Below are 20,587 nucleotides of genomic sequence, written 5' to 3'. Positions count from 1 at the left end.
GCGGACGTTACCGTCAGGCGTTGTCGAAGCTGCCGTGCCGTCCCTCGCCGGCCGTGAATCGCGCCGCACCGGACATGGCGTCGACGGTCACGGCCACCATCCCGTGCCGGAACTCGCCTGCCAGCGCGTCCTGCTCGGACAGGCCTTCCTGCTCGAGCACCGACATGCGGTCCTCCCGCAGGCACGTCTGCGGGAACGCCGCCAGTTCGGCCGCCAGTTCCTCGGCGGCGGCGCGGGCCCGACCGGGTGGCACCACGCGGTTCACCAGGCCGATCGCGAGGGCCTCCTCGGCGCCGACCGCCCGCCCGGTGAGCACGAGGTCCATCGCCCGCCCGGCGCCGACGATGCGCGGCAGACGCACGGTGCCCCCGTCGATGAGCGGTACTCCCCAGCGCCGACAGAACACTCCGAAGACGCTGTCCGCCTCCGCGATTCGCAGGTCCGCCCACAACGCCAGCTCGAGGCCGCCGGCCACCGCATGGCCGGACACGGCGGCGATCACCGGCTTGGACAGGCACATCCGCGTGGGTCCCATCGGGCCGTCACCGTCCGGGGTGACGTGGTTGGACCGCTCGGTCCCGAGCGCCTTGAGATCGGCACCGGCGCAGAACGTGCCGCCCTCGCCCCACAGCACCGCGACCGCGGCGTCCGGATCGTCGTCGAACTCCCGGAAGGCAGCGGCGAGGGCCGCGGCGGTGGGACCGTCCACGGCGTTGCGGACCTCGGGTCGAGACAGCACGATCGTCGTGACGGGCCCGGTCTTCTCGCTGCGTACCGGCATGATTCGACGCTACCCGCGGCCGTCCGCGCGGCTGGGCCGAATCAGCGAGTTCGACGTCGAATCGGCATCGCGGCCGATCCGGTCCGTTGCCTGCGAGCGCATAATTGGAGGAAATGAACCCGTTTGTCCGCGCCGGTGCCCAACCGGTTCGCACGGAGGCACGGAGCACGTCATGTTGGTCGACACGCGATGGAGCGCCTGGGGCGAGGAGATCGAAGTCCAGGTGACGGAGGGAGCGGCCCTCGGGCCCGCGGTGGCGCTGGTGGGCTCCCTGGTCGCCGAGGCGGAAGCCGCCTGCAGCCTGCAGCGGGGTGACGCCGAGATCCACGCCGTCAACCTGGCCCAGGGGCTGCCCGTCCGGGTCAGTGTCCGTCTGGCGAGACTGCTGCGGTCGGCGCTGTGGGTGGCGCGGATGACGGACGGGGCGGTCAGTCCGCTCGCGGTCGAGGACTCACTGGCCGGCGTGCCGTCGATCCATCCGACGCCGACGTTCGCGGACGTCCAGATCGACGACGACACCGTCCTCGCGCCGTGGGGTGCGTCGTTCGACATCGCGGGCATCGCGAAGGCCGACACGGTCGATCGGGCGGCGGCGCTCGTGGCCCACGAACTCGAGTGCGGGGTGTTGGTGCGGATCGGCTTCGACGTCGCCACCGAGGGACACTGCCCGGCCGGTGGCTGGCAGGTACCGGTGCCGGGCAACGGTGCGATCGAACTGCCGACGGAGACTGCCCTCGCCACCGCCGGCACGGACGCCACGTTCGCCGGCCACGACCCTGTCGGCGGGGAGTGGGAGCAGGTGTCGGTGCTGGCGGAGGATGCGCTGTGGGCTCACGGCGCGGCCGGAGCGGCGCTCCGGCGCGGCGTCGGTGCCGTCACGTGGCTCGAACAGCAGGAACTGGCTGCCCGGCTCGTCGACCGCGACGGACGCGTCTACACGACGTACGGATGGAGCCATCCGCACGCCGCGTGATCTCAGACTGCTCGCCCGCGCTGGCTCCGGTACCAGCGCACCAGCGTGTCGGTCGACGAATCATCCTGCTGCGGAGGTGCTTCCGGGGACGTCAGCACGGGGCCCAGCTCGAGTGCCTGGGTCTTGCCGAGTTCGACGCCCCACTGGTCGAACGAGTCGATGCCCCAGATGACGCCCGCGACGAACACCTGGTGCTCGTACAGCGCGATGAGCTGACCGATCACCGACGGCGTCAGCCGCGGCGCCAGGATCGTGGTGGTCGGACGGTTGCCCGGCATCACCTTGTGCGGCACCAATTCCGGGGGCGTGCCCTCGGCGGCGATCTCCTCGGCGGTCTTGCCGAACGCGAGCACCTTGGTCTGCGCGAACAGGTTGCTCATGAGCAGGTCGTGCATGCTGCCGGTGCCGTCGGACGTGGGCAGGTCGTCGGTGGGCTCGGCGAACCCGATGAAGTCGGCCGGCACCAGACGGGTGCCCTGGTGCAGCAACTGGTAGAAGGCGTGCTGGCCGTTGGTGCCAGGCTCGCCCCAGAAGATCTCGCCCGTCTTGGTGGTGACGGGGGAGCCGTCGGCGCGCACCGACTTGCCGTTCGACTCCATCGTGAGCTGCTGCAGGTATGCCGCGAATCGCGCCAGATCGTTCGAATACGGAAGAACGGCACGGGATTCGGCGTCGAAGAAGCTCGAGTACCAGACCCCGATCAGGCCCAGGAGTGCGGGCGCGTTCTGCTCGAGCGGCGCCGTCCGGAAGTGCTCGTCGACGGTGTGGAAACCGTCGAGGAACTCCGCGAACCGCTCCTTGCCGATCACCGCCATCACCGACAGCCCGATCGCCGAGTCCACCGAGTAGCGTCCGCCGACCCAGTCCCAGAAACCGAACATGTTGGCGGTGTCGATGCCGAACTCCGCGACCCGCTGCGCATGGGTGGAGACCGCGACGAAGTGCTTGGGTACCGCGTCCTCACCGAGTTCGTCGACCAGCCAACGGCGTGCCGCCGACGCGTTGGTCAGCGTCTCGAGCGTCGAGAACGTCTTGGAAGCGACGACGAACAGCGTCGTGGCCGGGTCCAGGTCGGCCAGCGTGCCCACCAGGTCGGCGGGATCGACATTGGAGACGAAGCGCGCCGAGATGCCGGCGTCGGCGTAGTGGCGCAGCGCGCCGCACACCATGACCGGGCCCAGGTCCGAACCGCCGATACCGATGTTGACGACAGTGCGGATCTTCTCGCCCGTCGCGCCGCGCCACTGCCCGGATCGCAGCCGGTCGGTGAACTCGCCCATCCGGCGCAGCACGTCGTGCACGTCGGCGACCACGTCCTGCCCGTCGACGGTGAGCTGCGCGTCCGCGGGCAGACGCAGCGCGGTGTGCAGCACCGCGCGGTCCTCGGACGTGTTGATGTGGGCGCCTGCGAACATGTCGTCGCGGCGCTGCTCGACCTGCGCGGCGCGCGCCAGATCCACCAGCAGGCCAAGGGTTTCGCGGGTGACGCGATGTTTGCTGTAGTCCACGTACAGGTCGCCCGCCGACACCGTCAGATCGGTACCTCGGGCGGGATCCTGTGCGAACAGGTCTCGCAGATGGGCAGATTCGATCACTCGATGATGCGCATCCAGGTTCTTCCAGGCTGCGGTACCGGTGATGTCTGTGCTCATGGAGGAAGCTTATCGGCAGTCCTCCCGAACATCTTGCCGACTCTCGTTGAGCGACACGCGGCACGCTCATCCGGCGCATGATGGAGGTCATGAACCCAGCCGAACTGATTCGTGCCGTTCCTACCAAGCTGTGGATCGGGGGCACCCCGGTGGATGCCGAGAACGGCGCCACGTTCCCCGTATACGACCCCGCGACCGGTGACGTCCTCACCGAGGTCGCCGACGCCAGTCCCGGCGACGCCGTCAAGGCCCTCGACGCCGCGGCCGCCGCGCAGGCGGACTGGGCCGCGACCCCCGCACGTGAGCGCAGCGAGCTGCTGCGGTCGGTGTTCGACAAGATCACGACCAGGGCGGAGACGTTCGCTCAACTGATGACGCTCGAGATGGGCAAGGCGCTGCCGGAGAGCCGTGCCGAGGTGAAGTACGGCGCCGAGTTCTTCCGGTGGTTCGCCGAGGAGGCGGTCCGGATGGAGGGCCGCTACCAGGCCGCACCGGCGGGCAACGGCCGCATCCTCGTCTCGAAGCAGCCGGTGGGGCCGTGCCTGGCGATCACTCCGTGGAACTTCCCGCTCGCGATGGGTACCCGCAAGATCGGGCCCGCGCTGGCCGCCGGCTGCACCATGATCGTCAAGCCCGCGTCGGAGACGCCGCTGACGATGCTCGCGCTCGCCGAACTGTTCGTCGAGGCGGGGCTGCCGCAGGGTGTGCTGTCGGTGCTGCCGACGTCACATTCGAGTGCGGTCACCGAGCCGTTGCTCGAGGATCCGCGGCTGCGCAAGCTCACCTTCACCGGGTCCACCGGCGTCGGCCGGCTGCTGGTCGAGAAGTCCGCGAAGGGGCTGCTGCGCACGTCGATGGAGCTCGGCGGCAACGCGCCGTTCGTCGTGTTCGACGACGCCGACGTAGACAGCGCGGTCGACGGTGCGATGCTCGCGAAGCTCCGCAACGGCGGCGAGGCGTGCACGGCCGCGAACCGTTTCCACGTCGCGAACAGCGTCCGCGAGGAGTTCACCGCGAAACTGACCGAACGGATGGCAGCGTCGAAGATGGGCCCCGGTATCGACCCGGAGACGACGCTCGGCCCGCTGATCAATCGTGACCAGCTCGCCACCGTGTCCGAACTGGTCGACGACGCCGTGCAGGCCGGAGCGAAGGTGCTGCTCGGCGGCGAGGCCCCGGGCGGGCCGGGCTGGTTCTATCCCGCGACCGTCCTCGCCGACGTCCCCGCGTCGGCGCGGATCCTGCGTGAGGAGGTGTTCGGCCCGGTCGCCGCGATCACCGGCTTCGACACCGAGGAGGAAGCCGTCGCGGCCGCCAACGACACCGAGTTCGGTCTCGCCGCCTATATCTACACCCGCGACCTCGACCGGGCGCTGCGTGTCTCCGACGCCCTGGAGACCGGCATGGTCGGCGTCAACCGCGGCGTCATCTCCGACACCGCCGCGCCGTTCGGAGGCGTCAAGTCCTCCGGGTTCGGACGTGAGGGCGGCAGCGAGGGGATCGCCGAGTACCTCGAGACCAAGTACATCGCGCTGCAGTGAGCCACGAGAAGCAGTGAGCGACGAGAAACGCCCGGTCCGAACGGACCGGGCGTTTCTCGAGTTCGCGCTGTGGAGGTTGTGAGCTGGTAGCGGTCAGTGCCCCAGGCGGCCGCGTCCGAGACGCAGCAGCAGCATCGCGAGGGTGTGGCCCTCCTGGCCCAGTTCGCTGAACCGCTCCAGAACCTTCATCTCCCGGCTGTGCACCAGACGCGGACCACCGGAGGCCATGCGGGTGCGGCCGATGATCTGCGACACCTCACTGCGGCGCTTGACGGCGGCGAGGATCTCGGCGTCGAGGCGGTCGATCTCCTTGCGGAGTTCGGCGATCTCGGCTTCGCTCGCGGGCAGCGGCGAATCGGATGAAGAAGTCGTGGTGGGGCTGCTCATAGTCTGCTCCTCGTGTCGGAACTAGGTTCGTTCGGTTCCCTCGAGTCGTTACGAATCCGGGTCCTGCTCACAAGAACGCCCCGGGATCCATGTGGACCTCGGGGCTCGCGGGGGATCAGGCCGCGGGCACCATCGGTCGGTACCCGCTGGGAAATCGCCAGTGCAGACGGCACTCGCGCCATCGTGCACCGGATGCTCGCGTCGTTGCGGCCATGATCACCACTCCAGTTTGCCACGCGTACAAGGCCAACCCAAGCAAGGGTGACTGCCTTCACGACCAGCACGATCGGGTACCTGCCGGAGTGTCGGACTTCGCCGGTAGCGTGGACAGACGATGAACACAATTTCCGGTTCCACGCTCGGTACTCCCGGCAGTTCCCAGGGCGGATCGCGCGTCCCTGTCGACGCACTGCTCGAGGGGCTCAACCCGCACCAGCGCGAGGCGGTCGAGCACGCGGGATCGCCGCTGCTCATCGTCGCGGGAGCCGGGTCGGGCAAGACCGCGGTGCTGACGCGCCGGATCGCGTACCTGCTGGCCGAGCGCGGCGTCATGCCCGGCCAGATCCTCGCGATCACGTTCACCAACAAGGCCGCGGCGGAGATGCGTGAGCGCGTCGCCCAGCTCGTGGGTCCGCGCGCCAACAGCATGTGGGTGTCGACGTTCCACGCGAGCTGCGTGCGGATCCTGCGCGCGCAGGCGGGTCTGCTGCAGGGCCTGAACTCGAACTTCTCGATCTACGACGCCGACGACTCGCGCCGTCTGCTGACGATGATCTCCAAGGATCTCGAGATCGATACCAAGCGCTACTCGGCGCGGCTGCTCGCGACCAAGATCTCGAACCTCAAGAACGAGCTGATCGACCCGGAGGAGGCCGCGGCGGACGCCGACCGCGACTCCAACGACCTCGACAAGCTGGTGGCCCGGGTGTACGCGCACTACCAGCAGCGACTGCGGGCCGCGAACGCGCTCGACTTCGACGACCTGATCGGCGAGACGGTGGGCCTGCTGCAGGCCAACCCCCAGGTGGCCGAGTACTACCGGCGCCGGTTCCGGCACGTGCTGGTCGACGAGTACCAGGACACCAACCATGCCCAGTACGTCCTGGTCCGCGAGCTCGTGGGCGAGGAGTCGGACGACCCGTACGCCGTGCCGCCGGGTGAGCTGTGCGTCGTCGGTGACGCGGACCAGTCGATCTACGCGTTCCGCGGTGCGACGATCCGCAACATCGAGGAGTTCGAGCGCGACTACCCGGACGCCCGGACCATCCTGCTCGAGCAGAACTACCGGTCGACGCAGAACATCCTGTCCGCGGCGAACTCGGTGATCTCCCGGAACACCGGCCGCCGCGACAAGCGGTTGTGGACCGACTCCGGCGAGGGCGAGCTCATCACCGGGTACGTCGCCGACAACGAGCACGACGAGGCCCAGTTCGTGGCGTCGGAGATCGACCGTCTGGTCGACGCCGGCGACGCGAAGTTCGGCGACGTCGCGGTGTTCTACCGGACCAACAACTCCTCCCGCGCGCTGGAAGAGATCTTCATCCGGCTCGGCATCCCGTACAAGGTGGTCGGCGGCACCCGGTTCTACGAGCGCAAGGAGGTGCGCGACATCGTCGCGTACCTGCGGGTGCTGGCGAACGAGGACGACGCGGTGAGCCTGCGCCGGATCCTCAACACCCCGCGCCGCGGCATCGGTGACCGCGCCGAGGCGTGCGTGTCGGTGTACGCCGAGCAGAAGGGCATCGGGTTCGCGCAGGCGTTGCGGGCCGGTGCCGAGGGCGCGGTGCCGCTGCTCAACACCCGCTCCCAGAAGGCGATCGCGTCGTTCCTCGAACTGCTCGACGGACTGCGTGTGCTGATGGCGAGCACCGACGCCGACGGCAACGATCTCACCGATATCGGCGAGGTCGTCGAGGGCGTGCTCGACCGCACCGGGTACCGTCGCGAACTCGAGGCCAGCAGCGACCCGCAGGACGGGGCGCGCCTCGACAACCTCAACGAATTGGTTAGCGTCGCACGGGAGTTCAGCTCCGACGCCCGCAACGCCGCCGCGTTCGCCGAGGAGAACGCGACCGAGGACGACGTCGTCGAGGACGAGGGGCAGCCCGATCCCGGCTCGCTCGCCGCGTTCCTCGAGCGGGTGTCGCTGGTCGCCGACTCGGACCAGGTGCCCGACGAAGGTGAGGGCGTGGTGACACTCATGACGCTGCACACCGCGAAGGGCCTCGAGTTCCCCGTCGTGTTCGTCACGGGCTGGGAGGACGGTCAGTTCCCGCACATGCGGGCACTCGGCGATCCAGCGGAACTGTCCGAGGAGCGGCGCCTGGCGTACGTCGGGATCACCCGTGCGCGGCACCGGCTGTACCTGACTCGTGCCATCGTGCGGTCGGCCTGGGGGCAGCCGGTCACCAATCCGGAATCGCGCTTCCTGCAAGAGATTCCGGCTGATCTCGTGAACTGGCGCCGGGAGGATCCCGGTGTCCTCGGTGCCGGCGGTGCGATCGGTGGTGGTCGGCCCCGCGGACAGGGCTACGGCGGTTCCGGCTTCGGCGGGGGCTTCGGTGGCGGGTCGGGTTTCGGTTCCACGGGCCGCTCCGGCGGCGCGTCGCCGAGTTTCGGGGCGCCACGCGGTCGCAACAACAACCTGGTGCTCGCGGTCGGCGACCGCGTCAGCCACGACAAGTACGGCCTCGGCAAGGTGCTCGAGACCAAGGGTGCAGGTCCCACCGCGACGGTGACGATCGACTTCGGCTCGGCGGGCAAGGTGCGTCTGATGCTGATCGGCGGCGTGCCGATGGTCAAGCTCTGAGGCGTCCTCTCAGGATGTGAAAACGCCTCCGGCCCAAGCGAAATGCTTGGGCCGGAGGCGTTTTGCGGTTCTGGGTGGCAGCCGGATCAGGGCTGCTCGACGCCGAGGCTGATGCCGCGGGTCGCGAGCCACGGCAGCGGGTCGATCTTGTTGTCGCCGGCCAGGTGGACCTCGAAGTGCAGGTGCGGGCCGGTGGAGAAGCCGCGGTTGCCCATGGTGGCGATCTGATCGCCGGCCATGACCTTCTGGCCGACCGTCACGAGGGTCTCGTTGATGTGGCCGTAGACGGTGATGGTGCCGTCGGCGTGCTGGACGCGGACCCACATGCCGAAGCCGGAGGCCGGACCCGAGTCGACGACGACACCGTCGGCCACCGAGTAGATCGGGGTGCCGATCGCGTTGGCGATGTCGACGCCGGCGTGCAGGGTGCCCCAGCGGGATCCGAAGGACGAGGTGTAGGTGCCCTTGGCGGGCAGGACGAACAGCGGGCGGCGGGCGGCGGCCTCGCGGGCGGCCCGCTCCTCGCTGAAGCGCTGGCCCTTGGCCAGCAGGTTGGAGAACTGGTTCAGATCCGTCGGATTCGCGAGCGCGAGCACCTGCGGGGCGGAACTGGTGGAGGTCGTCTGCGCGACGTTGCTGAACTGTGCCGCCTGGGGCGTCGCGGTGGTGGCGACCGACCCGGCCTCGTCGAGGGCGACCTCGGAATGATCGGAATTCTGGGACGGCCCGCTGACTGCGGCCTGCCCGGCGGCGACGACTGCGCCGGCTGCCACTGCTATGACCGCTGCGCGGCCCTTGAGGGCGGTGGGGGGAGTGGGGAGGCGGTGGCGACCGCCGTGTCCGGAGGGGGTCACGTCGGCGATCGTGGTGACGCCGGTGATCTCGGTGGGGGCCTCGCCGGTGCCGGGGGCATCCTCGCGGGCGGTGGGAACTTCGGTGCTGTGGAGCATGACGCTGTGAATCTCGGTTCTTTCCGCCCCGGAGCCAGTGGCTTCCGGACCTGCCGCGGGTGGGAACGCCCGGGTGGGCTCCGCGTCGGCGTGCTGTTTCACGAATCGGCTGGCGGTGAACTGAGTGCGGTGGTGCATGTGCCCTGCCGTCCTCCTGCTCGTGACCTGCCTGTGACTTAGACCCTGGCGACGGTAACGAAACGGTTGCGGCGGGGCAACCTGTACCGCGCACGCAACATGGAGATGTGACCGGTGTCACACCGTGAGCTGGGGGGATGCCGAACATCCCAAATGGTCTCGTTCATATATCGGGACGGCGCGTCTTTGTTACAGCCCAATCTCGGCAATCGCCGGGACGGTCGCAGTGGCGTTCCGGGGTGGTGGCTCGGGGGCTTCTCGGGGGCTTTTCGGGCGGACCGATCGCGACAGGCTTCGAGGCACCTGCAATCCTTGAGGGGGCGCCTTCTGGCGCGGCCGCACCGAGTGCGCACCCGGTTCGAATCGTGGTGCCGCCGCTCCTCCGATGTGGTGGCCGCGACGGAGTGCCGCCGTCGACTGGAGTGCGTGATATGTGCCACATGGCGCATAGGCGAGCGATAGTCGATTGATTGAACTAGTTAAAGTCCGACACGGACCCGCTCCTACCCCGAGCGGGCGTCAACGCAGACGAGACGGTGAGCAGATGGATCTCTTCGAATACCAGGCGAAGGAACTCTTCGCCAAGCATGACGTGCCGACGTCGGCCGGCCGTGTTACCGACACGGTTGCCGGTGCCCGCGAGATCGCGGAGGAAATCGGCAAGCCGGTCATGGTCAAGGCGCAGGTCAAGGTCGGCGGCCGCGGCAAGGCCGGTGGCGTGAAGTACTCGCCCGACGCGGACGCCGCACAGGCGAACGCCGAGGCGATCCTGGGCCTGGACATCAAGGGCCACGTCGTCAAGAAGCTGCTGGTCGCAGAGGCGAGCGACATCGCTGAGGAGTACTACATCTCCTTCCTGCTCGACCGCACCAACCGCACCTACCTGGCCATGTGCTCGGTCGAGGGTGGCGTCGAGATCGAGGTCACCGCCGAGGAGAACCCCGACGCTCTCGCGAAGATCCCCGTTGACGCCGTCAAGGGTGTCGACCTCGCGTTCGCGCGCAGCATCGCAGAGGCCGGCAAGCTGCCCGCCGAGGTGCTCGACGCCGCGGCCAACACGATCCAGAAGCTGTGGGAGGTCTTCATCAAGGAAGACGCTCTCCTGGTCGAGGTCAACCCGCTCGTCCGTACGCCCGACGACCAGATCCTGGCCCTCGACGGCAAGGTGACGCTGGACGAGAACGCTGGGTTCCGTCAGCCCGGCCACGAGGCCTTCGAGGATCGTGACGCCACCGATCCCCTCGAGCTCAAGGCCAAGGAGAACGACCTCAACTACGTCAAGCTCGACGGCGAGGTCGGAATCATCGGTAACGGCGCCGGCCTGGTCATGTCGACCCTGGACGTCGTCGCGTACGCGGGCGAGAAGCACGGCAACGTCAAGCCCGCCAACTTCCTCGACATCGGTGGCGGCGCCTCGGCTGCCGTCATGGCTGCCGGCCTGGACGTCATCCTGAACGACGCGCAGGTCAAGAGCGTCTTCGTCAACGTCTTCGGTGGCATCACCGCGTGTGACGCGGTCGCCAACGGCATCGTCGGCGCCCTCGAGACCCTGGGCGACGAGGCCAACAAGCCGCTCGTCGTGCGCCTGGACGGCAACAACGTCGAAGAGGGTCGCCGCATCCTCGCCGAGGCCAACCACCCGCTGGTGACGGTCGTCGCAACCATGGACGAGGCTGCCGACAAGGCTGCCGAGCTCGCGTTCGCCGCGAAGTAAGGGACACACACAACAATGGCTATCTTCCTGACCAAGGACTCCAAGGTCATCGTCCAGGGCATCACCGGCGGCGAGGGCACCAAGCACACCGCGCTGATGCTCAAGGCCGGCACCCAGGTCGTCGGTGGCGTCAACGCCCGCAAGGCCGGCACCACGGTCTCGCACACCGACAAGGACGGCAACGCTGTCGAGCTGCCGGTCTTCGCGACCGTCGCCGAGGCCATGAAGGAGACCGGCGCGGACGTCTCGATCGCGTTCGTTCCCCCGGCCTTCTCGAAGGACGCCATCGTCGAGGCCATCGACGCGGAGATCCCGCTGCTCGTGGTCATCACCGAGGGCATCCCGGTGCAGGACTCCGCTTACGCGTGGGCCTACAACGTGGAGAAGGGCAACAAGACCCGCATCATCGGCCCCAACTGCCCGGGCATCATCACCCCGGAGGAGGCCCTCGTCGGCATCACCCCGGCGAACATCGCGGGCAAGGGCCCGGTCGGCCTGGTCTCCAAGTCCGGCACCCTGACCTACCAGATGATGTTCGAGCTGCGTGAGTACGGCTTCTCGACCGCCATCGGCATCGGCGGCGACCCGGTCATCGGCACCACCCACATCGACGCCATCGAGGCGTTCGAGAAGGATCCCGAGACCAAGCTGATCGTGATGATCGGTGAGATCGGTGGCGACGCCGAGGAGCGTGCCGCCGACTACATCAAGGCCAACGTCACCAAGCCGGTCGTCGGCTACGTGGCGGGCTTCACCGCTCCCGAGGGCAAGACCATGGGCCACGCCGGCGCCATCGTCTCCGGTTCCTCGGGCACCGCGCAGGCCAAGAAGGACGCCCTCGAGGCTGCCGGTGTCAAGGTCGGCAAGACGCCGTCCGAGACCGCGGCTCTCGCTCGGGAGATCCTGAAGACCCTCTGATCCGCTGTGTAGCGGGCGCTCGCGCCCGCGCAGCGATCGAGCGAACGGCGCTCGTAGCCAGGACGTTTCGTCCGGCTACGGGCGCCGTTCGGCGTCTCACACGTCCACCCACCGGACACCGGCAGGCTCCAGTTCGCCTGCGCCGGAGGTGAGTTCGGCGACGACCGCGGCCAGCTGCGCGGGGTCCTTCGTCGCCAGGGTGAAGGTGACCTCGGCGCCGTAGGCGGTATCGACGACGGGGATCCCGCGGCCGCGCAGTTCGGCCTCGATCCGGCCCGCGGTGTCGTGCCCGACTTCGAGCGACAGCAGATCGAGGCGCTCACGGCTGAGCAGACCTGTGCCGGCCGCTGCAGCTGTATCGACGGCCACCGCGACCGCGCCGGAATAGGCGCGCACCAGTCCACCCGCGCCGAGCTTGATGCCGCCGAAGTAGCGGGTCACCACCACGGCGACGTCCACCAGGTCGCGCGCCCGCAGCACCTGCAGCATCGGCACGCCGGCGGTGCCGCCGGGTTCACCGTCGTCGCCCGACCGTTCGGCCCGCTCGGACGGTTCGTTGCCCGTCACGTACGCCCAACAGTGATGCCGGGCGTCCGGGTAGACCCGCCGCTGTTCGTCGAGGAACGCCTGCGCGTCGGCGGGGGAGTCGACCCGTCGCAGCGCCGCGATGAACCGGGAGTGCTTGACCTCGGTCTCCTCGACGACGTCGGACCCGGCGGGCAGCGTGAAAGGCATGATTTCATCTTCCCTTTCCGGCCCCGGACCGCCGTCGGGGGGAGACAATGGGGTCCCCACCCGAGCGAGGCACGATGTCAGACGTCGCCGAGTCTTCGATCCGGACCGACCGCGCCGACCGTGGCGAGGCGGCCCGCCCCCGCGTGCCGTTCGATGCGCTGGCGGATCTCGCGGAGAGCGACCGTGATCCGGTCGATATTCTGAAGAAGCAAGATCTGCAACGAATTCCGGAACTTCTTCCCATCCGCTACGGGCGCATGGTCTCGACGCCTTTCGCGTTCTACCGTGGCGCCGCGGCGCTGATGGCCGACGATCTGTCCCGCACGCCGAACTCGGGACTGCACACGCATCTGTGCGGTGACGCGCACCTGGGCAACTTCGGGATCTTCGCGACCCCGGAACGACGGCTGGCCTTCGACGTCAACGACTTCGACGAGACCTACCCGGGACCGTTCGAATGGGACGTCAAGCGGCTCGTGGCCAGCGTCGAGGTTGCGGCGAGGGCATTGTCGTTCGGTGGCAAGCGACGTCATCGCATCGCCCTCGCGTGCGCGGCTGCCTACCGCGAGACGATGCTGGCCCAGGCGCGACGCGGCAACCTGGCGGTCTGGTACTCCCACGTCGAGGCCGAGCAGGAACTCGCCGACCTGCGCGAGACGCTCGATGCGGCCAGCCGACGGAGTTCCCGGAAGCTGGTCGCGAAGTCGTGGCGGCGCGACAGTCTCCAGGCTCTCGGCAAGCTGACCACGGTGACCGACGGCCACCGCCGGATCGTCTCCCGGCCACCGCTGCTGGTGCCGATCGAGGAGGTGTTCGCGACACAGGACGCGCGTGCGCTGTACCGGGAGTTGTCCGAGCGTCTCGCCGAGTACAGCGAGACGCTGCGCCCCGACCACCGTGTGCCGTTCGACCGGTACACCTTCGTGCAGGCCGCCCGCAAGGTTGTCGGGGTGGGCAGTGTGGGGACGCGAAGCTGGATCCTGTTGCTGCTGGGTGCGGACGACAGTGACCCGTTGTTCCTCCAGGCGAAGGAGGCCGGCCCCGCGGTCCTGGCGGACTACCTCGACGGACCGGAACACTCGAACCAAGGGCAGCGGGTAGTCGAGGGGCAGCGGATCATGCAGGCCGCAAGCGACATCTTCCTCGGCTGGCAGCAGGGCGTCGGCCACGACGGCGTGCAACGGGACTATTACGTCAGGCAATTGCGCGACGGCAAGGGATCGGCGACGGTCGAGTCGATGACCCCGACCGGGATGGAACAGTATGCGAGGTTGTGCGGCCGTGTGCTCGGCTACGCGCACGCTCGTGGGGGCGACCGGTTCGCCATCGCCGACTATCTCGGAGCGGGCACCGGATTCGACGAGGCGATGGCCGCCTTCGCGCGGGTCTACGCGGACCGGACGGAGCGGGATCACGCTCTGCTCGCCGAGGCTGTCGCGGATGGCCGGGTGGCGGTCGACACCTCGACCTGACGCGGCGGGGGCGCTGTGCTGTCCGGTGAGAGCCGTGCCGGATCGGGGTAGCGTTCATGGGGGTTTCGACACATCGACGAGGAGCGCAGATGACTTACAGCGATGCAGGGTCCGGCTACAGCCAGCCCCCGCAGACGTCGGGAGAGTCCGATTCGCGGGGACTCTCCTTCTACCTCGGACTCGGGGCGGCGGCGTTGGGCGTCGTGATCTTTCTCCTCGGCTTCGCGCCGTATCTCGATTCACCGGGCTCCGCGACGATGTACGGGATGACGCTGAACGCGTTCGAGCCTCTCAGCAACGCGGTGGTACCACTGGCGCTGCTGCTGTTGGGCGGTCTGCTGTCAGGCATCTCGCTGCTGCCGAAGCAGAACTTCGCCGGTCCTGCTGCAGCGGCCGCGGTGGCCGGCTTCTTCTCGGCGTTCGCGCTCATGCTCAACCTTCCCGGCAACAGTGAACTCGCCGGCGGCGGAATCGCGATCCTCGTTCTCGGGTTCGTCCAGACCGTTCTCGCGGTCGCCGTGTTCCTGTTCTCTGCCGGCATCGTGAGCGAGCCGACGACTCGCCCCAGTCGCACGCACGTCCATCCCGCTGCCTACGGCCACCCGCAGGGTTACGCACCGCAGCAGGGTTACGCCGCGCCCCAGGGCTACGGGCCGCCCCAGGGCTATGCGCCGCAGCAGGGTTACGGGCCGCAGCAGGGCTACCCGCAGGTGCCGGGGTACGGACAGCCGCAGCAGCAGTACGGCTACCCGCAGTCCCAGCAGGCTCCGCAGCCCACGGCCGGCTACGGACAGTTCCAGGCCGGGCAGCCCTACCAGTCGCAGCAGCCGACGCAGCAGATGTCCCAGCAGCAGCAACCGGAGCCGTCGGCGCCCACGTCGGCGCGGCCCGAGCCCGCGCAGGACGACGCGGCCGGCAGCGCGCCCACCCAGGCTTTCGGTGCCCAGAGCGACAAGAACGACAAGAACGAGGAGAGCGACGACGGAAAGTGACCCGCCGCGGCGTCACGCGTTTCGTGGGGCAGTGGGGAAGACCACGTCCCGGCGCGCCTGATCGGCCGCGCCGCGCCAGGGTGCGACCCTCGAATCGATGACTTCTCTGCTTGGTCGCGGCACCCGCCGCGACACCCCCACCCGTCCCGACCCGAGTCCCGGCGACGCACGCGCGCTCGTCGGTGTCGCGCTGCGACCGACCGGCACCGCGATCGTGCTGTTGTCCGCGGTCGTGCTCGTCACGCTGGTGTCGTCGAACAGCGACCTGACAGGGGCGATCGGTGCGATCGCAGCGAGCTGGCTCGCGCTGCACCAGGTTTCGCTGACGATCACCGACGCGCCGCTCGGCATCCTCCCGTTGTTGCCCACTGCGGTGCTGATGTGGGTGGTGGCGCGGGGCTGCGCGCGGGCGGTGGAACCGGACACCGATCTGCGCGAGGCCGCGAAGGTCGTCGGTGCCGCTGTCGCCGGGCCGCTCGTCGCGACGCTCATCGCGCTCGCGGTCGTGACCGACGCGTCCGCCGTCACGCCGCTCGGCTCCCCGAACGCCGCGGCGGCACTCGCCTGGGTGATGGCGATCCACGTCCTGGCGGCGGGGGCCGGCGTCGTGTCGGTCGTCGGACGCACCCAGTGCGCAGCGCTGGGGGCACCCGCGTGGCTGCCGTCCGTGGTGCGGCCCGCGGTGCGCGCCGCGCTGCTGCTGTTCGCGGCCGGAAGCGTGCTCGCGCTGGCGTCGCTCGTGTGGTCGTGGTCCGAGGTCGGCGAGCTGCTCGGCGAGGGCGGCGGTGTGGTCGGGGTGCTGGGGCTGACCCTGCTGTCGGTGCTGTACCTGCCCAACGTCGCCGTGGGCGGCGTCGCGGTGCTCCTCGGTGGGACGGCGAGTGCCGGCGGGACGTCGCTGAGTGTCTTCGAGATCGTCTCCGGCCCGGTGCCTCCGGTGCCCGTCCTGGGCGGAGTTCCGGCGGATCTGGCCGGTCCGGCGTGGCCGGTCCTGCTCCTCGTTCCGGTGGCCGTCGGGGTCCTCCTCGGACGGGACTGCGGTCGGCTCCGGCTCGCCGTGCAGGACACCGCGTTCGCGGTGCTCGCCGCGGCGGCCGTCGCCGGTGTGCTCGCCACCGTCGTGGGTTTCGCCGCGGGCGGCGAACTGGGTGCTTACGGATTCGTCGGGGTGGAGCCGTGGGCCCTGGGCCTGCTGACGTTCGGGTGGCTGGTGCTGCCGGGCCTGGCCGTCGCGACCGTGCTCGCGCGCCGGAACGGCGGCGATGCCGTGGACGCCGAGTCCACCGACGGAGTCGCGGAGACATCGCCGGGCGAGTCCGGTGAACCCGGAGCGGGGGAGGAACTCGGGTTCGAGGTGAAGCGCCTCGAACTGCCGTCGATGCGCTACCGCTCGGAGCCCGAGCCTGAATCCGACAGCGAGACCCCGGATGGCGCGGACGGCGTCGAGGAGCCGCTCGAGGCCGAGGTCGTCGAGGGCGAGACACCCGACCCTCAGCCCGCGGACGGAGAGTCGGAGGACGAGGCTCTCGACGTCGTCGAGGTGGAGGTCGCCGTCGAGACGGACGCGGAAGGCGACCTGCCGGACGGTCCGGTGACCCCCAGAGACTAGGCTTGGGGCGGCCCGTGACGCGGCCGGATCGTCTCGAAAACCAGGAGTAGTGCGCTGACTGCCACGCGTGACCAGCTGCGGCCCATGGTGCCCGCTCGGATTGTCGTACTCGCGTCGGGGACGGGCAGCCTGCTGCAGGCACTCCTCGAGGCCACGCGCACCGACGGCTACCCCGCGGCGATCGTCGCGGTCGGGGTCGACCGGGACTGCGCCGCCACCGACCATGCCGCGAATGCCGGCGTCGCGCACTTCAAGGTCTCGCTCGGCGATCACGCCGACCGTGCCGCGTGGGACGTCGCGCTCACCGAGGCCGTCGCCGCGCACGAACCGGACCTGGTCGTCAGCGCCGGCTTCATGAAGATCCTCGGCCCGGCGTTCATGGAGCGCTTCGGTGGCCGCATCATCAACACGCATCCCGCGCTGCTGCCGTCGTTCCCCGGCGCGCACGCGGTGCGGGACGCCCTCGCCTACGGCGTGCGGGTGACCGGCTCGACGGTGCACCTGGTCGATTCCGGCGTCGACACCGGACCGATCCTGGCGCAGGAGCCGGTCGAGGTCCGCGTCGACGACGACGAGGCCGCGCTGCACGAGCGCATCAAGATTGTCGAGCGGCGACTGCTGGCCCAGGTCGTGGCCGCCGTCGCCCTCCGAGGTGTTGTTTCCGACGGACGAAAGGCCGTGATCCCCAGTGAGTGAACGCAAGGCTGTGCGCCGCGCACTTGTCAGCGTCTACGACAAGACCGGACTGGTCGAACTGGCCACCGGCCTGCACCAGGCCGGTGTCGAGCTGGTGTCCACCGGCTCCACCGCAGCCAAGATCGCCGATGCCGGCATCCCGGTCACCAAGGTCGAGGACCTGACCGGCTTCCCCGAGTGCCTCGAGGGCCGCGTCAAGACGCTGCACCCGCGCGTGCACGCCGGTGTCCTCGCGGACACCCGCAAGCCGGAGCACCTCGCGCAGCTCGAGGAGCTGGGCATCGAGGCGTTCCAGCTGGTGATCGTGAACCTGTACCCGTTCACGCAGACCGTCGCGTCGGGTGCCACCCCGGACGAGTGCGTCGAGCAGATCGACATCGGCGGCCCGTCGATGGTGCGCGCCGCCGCCAAGAACCACCCGTCCGTCGCGGTCGTCGTCGACCCCGCGAAGTACGAGGGCGTGCTCGCTGCGGTCGAGGCCGGTGGCTTCAACCTCTTCGAGCGCACCGCGCTGGCGGCGCAGGCGTTCCAGCACACCGCGTCCTACGACGTCGCGGTCGCCACCTGGATGACCGAGAGCCTGATCGAGACGGACGACAAGTTCCCGCGCTGGGTCGGTGCCACCTGGGACCGCTCCGCGGTGCTGCGTTACGGCGAGAACCCGCACCAGGCCGCGGCGCTGTACGACAGCCCGGCAGGTCCGGCGGGCCTCGCGCAGGCGAAGCAGTTCCACGGCAAGGAGATGTCGTACAACAACTACACCGACGGTGACGCCGCATGGCGTGCCGCGTACGACCACTCCGAGCCCGCGGTCGCGATCATCAAGCACGCCAACCCGTGCGGCATCGCGGTCGGCTCCGACATCGCCGAGGCGCACCGCAAGGCGCACGCGTGCGATCCGGTCTCCGCGTTCGGTGGCGTCATCGCCGCCAACCGTGAGGTGACCGTCGAGATGGCCGAGCAGGTCGCCGACATCTTCACCGAGGTCATCATCGCCCCGTCGTACGCACCGGGCGCCGTCGAGGTGCTGGCCCGCAAGAAGAACGTCCGCGTTCTCGAGGCGGCTGCCCCCACCGAGACCGGTATCGAGCTGCGTCCGATCTCCGGCGGCGCGCTGCTGCAGGACCGCGACGTCCTCGACGCCGAGGGCGACAACGCCGCCAACTGGACGCTGGTCGTCGGCGAGGCCGCGGACGAGAAGACCCTCGCGGACCTCGAGTTCGCGTGGCGCGCCTGCCGCGCCGTGAAGTCCAACGCGATCCTGCTCGCCAACGACGGCGCCTCGGTGGGCGTCGGCATGGGCCAGGTCAACCGCGTCGACTCCGCGCATCTCGCGGTGCAGCGTGCCGGTGACCGCGCCAAGGGTTCGGTGGCCGCGTCCGACGCGTTCTTCCCGTTCCCCGACGGACTGCAGGTCCTGCTCGACGCCGGTGTCCGCGCGGTCGTCCAGCCGGGCGGCTCGGTCCGCGACAACGAGGTCATCGAGGCCGCCCGCGAGGCCGGCGTCACCCTCTACTTGACCGGTGCGCGCCACTTCGCGCACTGATCGACACCTTCCGCAGCGCTCCCTCGTCCGGAGTTCGCGAGCCTCAGGCCGCGAGCCCGGACGGGGGAGCGCTGTGCTGTGCGGACTCGACCAGCGCGCGGGCGCGGGCTGCGTCGGTGCCCTCGACGACCAGGCGGGCCGCGCCGCGGGCGATCAGCTCGTTGAGCAGTGCCGCAGCACCGGCGTCCTGGCCGGGTTCGACGTGCCGCAGGTCGATCGTGACGATCTGTCCGGTGAGATCGCCGGGCAGATCCTGGGTGGTGGTGCCACCGGCACCGTGTCTCGTGGCGCCACCGGCGCCGAGTCGAAGCTTCATGTGATTTCTCCTGACTGGAAGTAGGTAAAAGAAAAGGCACCCGAGGCGGTGTGCCTTCGGGTGCCCGAGAGAGGTTCCGGTTACGGGGAACTCGTCTCTCGGGGCCACCTGAAGAAGGCTGCGTGGCTGTGCCAGGCGGGTACGGCCGGATACGCGTGCTCGGAGATGTGCTGTGAAATGTGCTTGGTGCCTACGTGCTTCAAGGCGTTTGCCGAGCTCATCGACTGCATCGCGACCGTACCTTTCTCGTGTGTGCCCGTTGGTTAACGGAGAACCATACAGCAGTGACGGCCCGGCGACATCTCGGTTTCTGCGTCGAGCGTGTCGCCGGGCCGTCGGAGTCCCGGATCGGAGGGGGATCAGAGGCTGCGGAGCCAGCCCTCGAAACCCTTGGTGAACTCGGTCGACCACGGCAGCGGCTCGACGTAGTCTGCGCCCGTGGAGGGGGCGTCGCCGATCTCCTTGAGCACGTGGTTCGCCGTCGTCATGCGCACCGGCGTCAGGGCGGTGTGGGCGAGGGCGGCGTCGAGCGCGTCGACGTCGCTGCTGATCAGCTGGATGTCCTTGGCCGAGCAACTGGTCACCACCGGCAGGCCCGCGGGCAGGCGTCCGGCCAGCTCGCGCGGGTCGAGCGCGTCCTCCTCCGCGAGCGCCTTGGCGTTGGCCGGGACCAGGCCCGCGGCGCGCAGCGGGTCGGGCAGGTCGTCGCTGAGGGTGCCGTCGGTGCGCAGCGACTCGACGGCGCCGGCGAGCGCGACCCGCAGCTCGTCGGCCAGCTCCACCGGCAGATGCCCCGCGCCGACGACCGCGGTGAGCTGACCGTCGATCTGGGTGGTGAGCAGGTCCAGCAGCCGGACGGCGAGCGGTTCGAGCAGCCCCATGCCGGCGACCTTCGCACCGCTGTCGGCGAGTGCGAGCGCGATGAGTGCACCCTCGCTGTGCCCGACGACGTACACCCGGTCCGGGTCGACCGCGGCGCGGTCGGACAGGAACGTCAGCGCGGCGCCGGCAGCGTCGGTGAACACCGAGAAGCCGAGGTCACCGATGTCCTCGAGCTCGTACGGGCCGAGGCCGGTGGAGCCGCTGCCGAGCTTGTCGTAGCGCAGGCTCGCGAAGCCGTGCTGCTCGAGCAGGTCCGCGAGGAACTCGAGGGTGCCGATCGAACCCGGGAGCAGGGCGCTGTCGCCGTTGCGGTCGGTCGGCCCGCTGCCGGCCAGGAGCAGGACGGCGGGGGCGGGTGCGTCGGGACCCGACCCGGCCGGCAGGCGCAGGCTGCCGTGCAGGGTGATCGCGCCGGTGGTGAAGGTGATCTCGGTGTCGGCCATGAGATCGAGTCTCTCAGAGCGACACGTCCGATT

At 69.5% G+C, this 20,587-nt stretch carries 17 protein-coding genes; 10 read left to right on the top strand and 7 right to left on the bottom strand.

Annotated elements, in window-relative coordinates; translation table 11 throughout:
- Positions 1-13: 13 nt before the first annotated feature.
- Complete coding sequence (locus LCL87_RS02110; RefSeq protein WP_225016159.1) at positions 14-781, bottom strand: crotonase/enoyl-CoA hydratase family protein; 768 nt, start codon at positions 779-781, stop codon at positions 14-16.
- Positions 782-953: 172 nt separating this feature from the next.
- Here LCL87_RS02110 and LCL87_RS02105 point away from each other — a divergent pair, with 172 nt between their 5' ends.
- Complete coding sequence (locus LCL87_RS02105; RefSeq protein ID WP_225016157.1) at positions 954-1,754, top strand: FAD:protein FMN transferase; 801 nt, start codon at positions 954-956, stop codon at positions 1,752-1,754.
- Positions 1,755-1,756: 2 nt separating this feature from the next.
- On the opposite strand, the gene pgi is transcribed toward LCL87_RS02105, so the two are convergent.
- The gene (gene pgi / locus LCL87_RS02100; protein WP_225016148.1) at positions 1,757-3,406 is read right to left on the bottom strand and encodes a glucose-6-phosphate isomerase; all 1,650 of its coding nucleotides are present in this window, start codon (positions 3,404-3,406) and stop codon (positions 1,757-1,759) included.
- Positions 3,407-3,495: 89 nt separating this feature from the next.
- Here pgi and LCL87_RS02095 point away from each other — a divergent pair, with 89 nt between their 5' ends.
- On the top strand, positions 3,496-4,947 hold the full coding sequence (locus LCL87_RS02095; protein WP_225016146.1) for an NAD-dependent succinate-semialdehyde dehydrogenase: 1,452 nt from the start codon (positions 3,496-3,498) through the stop codon (positions 4,945-4,947).
- 93 nt (positions 4,948-5,040) lie between these two features.
- On the opposite strand, the gene LCL87_RS02090 is transcribed toward LCL87_RS02095, so the two are convergent.
- Entirely contained in the window at positions 5,041-5,334 is a 294-nt protein-coding gene (locus LCL87_RS02090; RefSeq protein WP_225016144.1) for a chorismate mutase, read from the bottom strand.
- A gap of 334 nt (positions 5,335-5,668) precedes the next feature.
- Between LCL87_RS02090 and pcrA the strand changes: the two genes are divergently transcribed.
- Positions 5,669-8,143: a DNA helicase PcrA gene (gene pcrA, locus LCL87_RS02085; RefSeq protein WP_225016142.1), complete on the top strand. Its 2,475-nt coding sequence runs from the start codon at positions 5,669-5,671 to the stop codon at positions 8,141-8,143.
- An 86-nt stretch (positions 8,144-8,229) separates the two neighbouring features.
- Here pcrA and LCL87_RS02080 read toward each other — a convergent pair whose 3' ends face one another.
- Positions 8,230-9,231 (bottom strand): M23 family metallopeptidase, encoded by a 1,002-nt coding sequence (locus tag LCL87_RS02080; protein ID WP_225016140.1) that lies wholly within the window; start codon positions 9,229-9,231, stop codon positions 8,230-8,232.
- A 544-nt stretch (positions 9,232-9,775) separates the two neighbouring features.
- Here LCL87_RS02080 and sucC point away from each other — a divergent pair.
- Together sucC and sucD are read left to right on the top strand one after the other, a co-directional pair.
- Positions 9,776-10,945 (top strand): ADP-forming succinate--CoA ligase subunit beta, encoded by a 1,170-nt coding sequence (gene sucC / locus LCL87_RS02075; protein WP_127915150.1) that lies wholly within the window; start codon positions 9,776-9,778, stop codon positions 10,943-10,945.
- A gap of 15 nt (positions 10,946-10,960) precedes the next feature.
- On the top strand, positions 10,961-11,863 hold the full coding sequence (gene sucD / locus LCL87_RS02070) for a succinate--CoA ligase subunit alpha (protein WP_127915149.1): 903 nt from the start codon (positions 10,961-10,963) through the stop codon (positions 11,861-11,863).
- A gap of 96 nt (positions 11,864-11,959) precedes the next feature.
- On the opposite strand, the gene LCL87_RS02065 is transcribed toward sucD, so the two are convergent.
- Positions 11,960-12,598 carry a YigZ family protein gene (locus LCL87_RS02065; RefSeq protein WP_225016138.1) on the bottom strand — a complete coding sequence of 213 codons (639 nt, stop codon included), beginning with the start codon at positions 12,596-12,598 and terminating at the stop codon, positions 11,960-11,962.
- 74 nt (positions 12,599-12,672) lie between these two features.
- Here LCL87_RS02065 and LCL87_RS02060 point away from each other — a divergent pair, with 74 nt between their 5' ends.
- The 5 genes from LCL87_RS02060 (at position 12,673) to purH (ending at position 18,913) form a co-directional block, all read left to right on the top strand.
- Complete coding sequence (locus LCL87_RS02060) at positions 12,673-14,070, top strand: DUF2252 domain-containing protein (protein ID WP_225016136.1); 1,398 nt, start codon at positions 12,673-12,675, stop codon at positions 14,068-14,070.
- An 89-nt stretch (positions 14,071-14,159) separates the two neighbouring features.
- Entirely contained in the window at positions 14,160-15,062 is a 903-nt protein-coding gene (locus tag LCL87_RS02055; RefSeq protein ID WP_225016133.1) for a DUF5336 domain-containing protein, read from the top strand.
- A 97-nt stretch (positions 15,063-15,159) separates the two neighbouring features.
- Positions 15,160-16,671: a cell division protein PerM gene (locus LCL87_RS02050; protein WP_225016131.1), complete on the top strand. Its 1,512-nt coding sequence runs from the start codon at positions 15,160-15,162 to the stop codon at positions 16,669-16,671.
- 84 nt (positions 16,672-16,755) lie between these two features.
- On the top strand, positions 16,756-17,367 hold the full coding sequence (purN, locus tag LCL87_RS02045; RefSeq protein ID WP_225016130.1) for a phosphoribosylglycinamide formyltransferase: 612 nt from the start codon (positions 16,756-16,758) through the stop codon (positions 17,365-17,367).
- A complete protein-coding gene (gene purH / locus LCL87_RS02040) occupies positions 17,360-18,913 on the top strand; it encodes a bifunctional phosphoribosylaminoimidazolecarboxamide formyltransferase/IMP cyclohydrolase (protein ID WP_225016128.1) in 1,554 nt (517 codons plus the stop codon). The genes purN and purH overlap by 8 nt, the downstream gene beginning before the upstream one ends.
- 43 nt (positions 18,914-18,956) lie before the next feature.
- Here the strand turns inward: purH and LCL87_RS02035 are convergent, their stop codons facing one another.
- Both LCL87_RS02035 and LCL87_RS02030 read right to left on the bottom strand, forming a co-directional pair.
- Entirely contained in the window at positions 18,957-19,229 is a 273-nt protein-coding gene (locus LCL87_RS02035; RefSeq protein ID WP_225016126.1) for a hypothetical protein, read from the bottom strand.
- Positions 19,230-19,588: 359 nt separating this feature from the next.
- The gene (locus tag LCL87_RS02030) at positions 19,589-20,554 is read right to left on the bottom strand and encodes an alpha/beta fold hydrolase (protein WP_225016123.1); all 966 of its coding nucleotides are present in this window, start codon (positions 20,552-20,554) and stop codon (positions 19,589-19,591) included.
- Positions 20,555-20,587: the final 33 nt, after the last annotated feature.

Source organism: Prescottella equi, assembly GCF_020171745.1.
GTDB lineage: Bacteria > Actinomycetota > Actinomycetes > Mycobacteriales > Mycobacteriaceae > Prescottella > Prescottella equi_A.
Note: the sequence above shows the minus strand (reverse complement) of the source record. Positions and strands in the feature narration are given on the sequence as shown.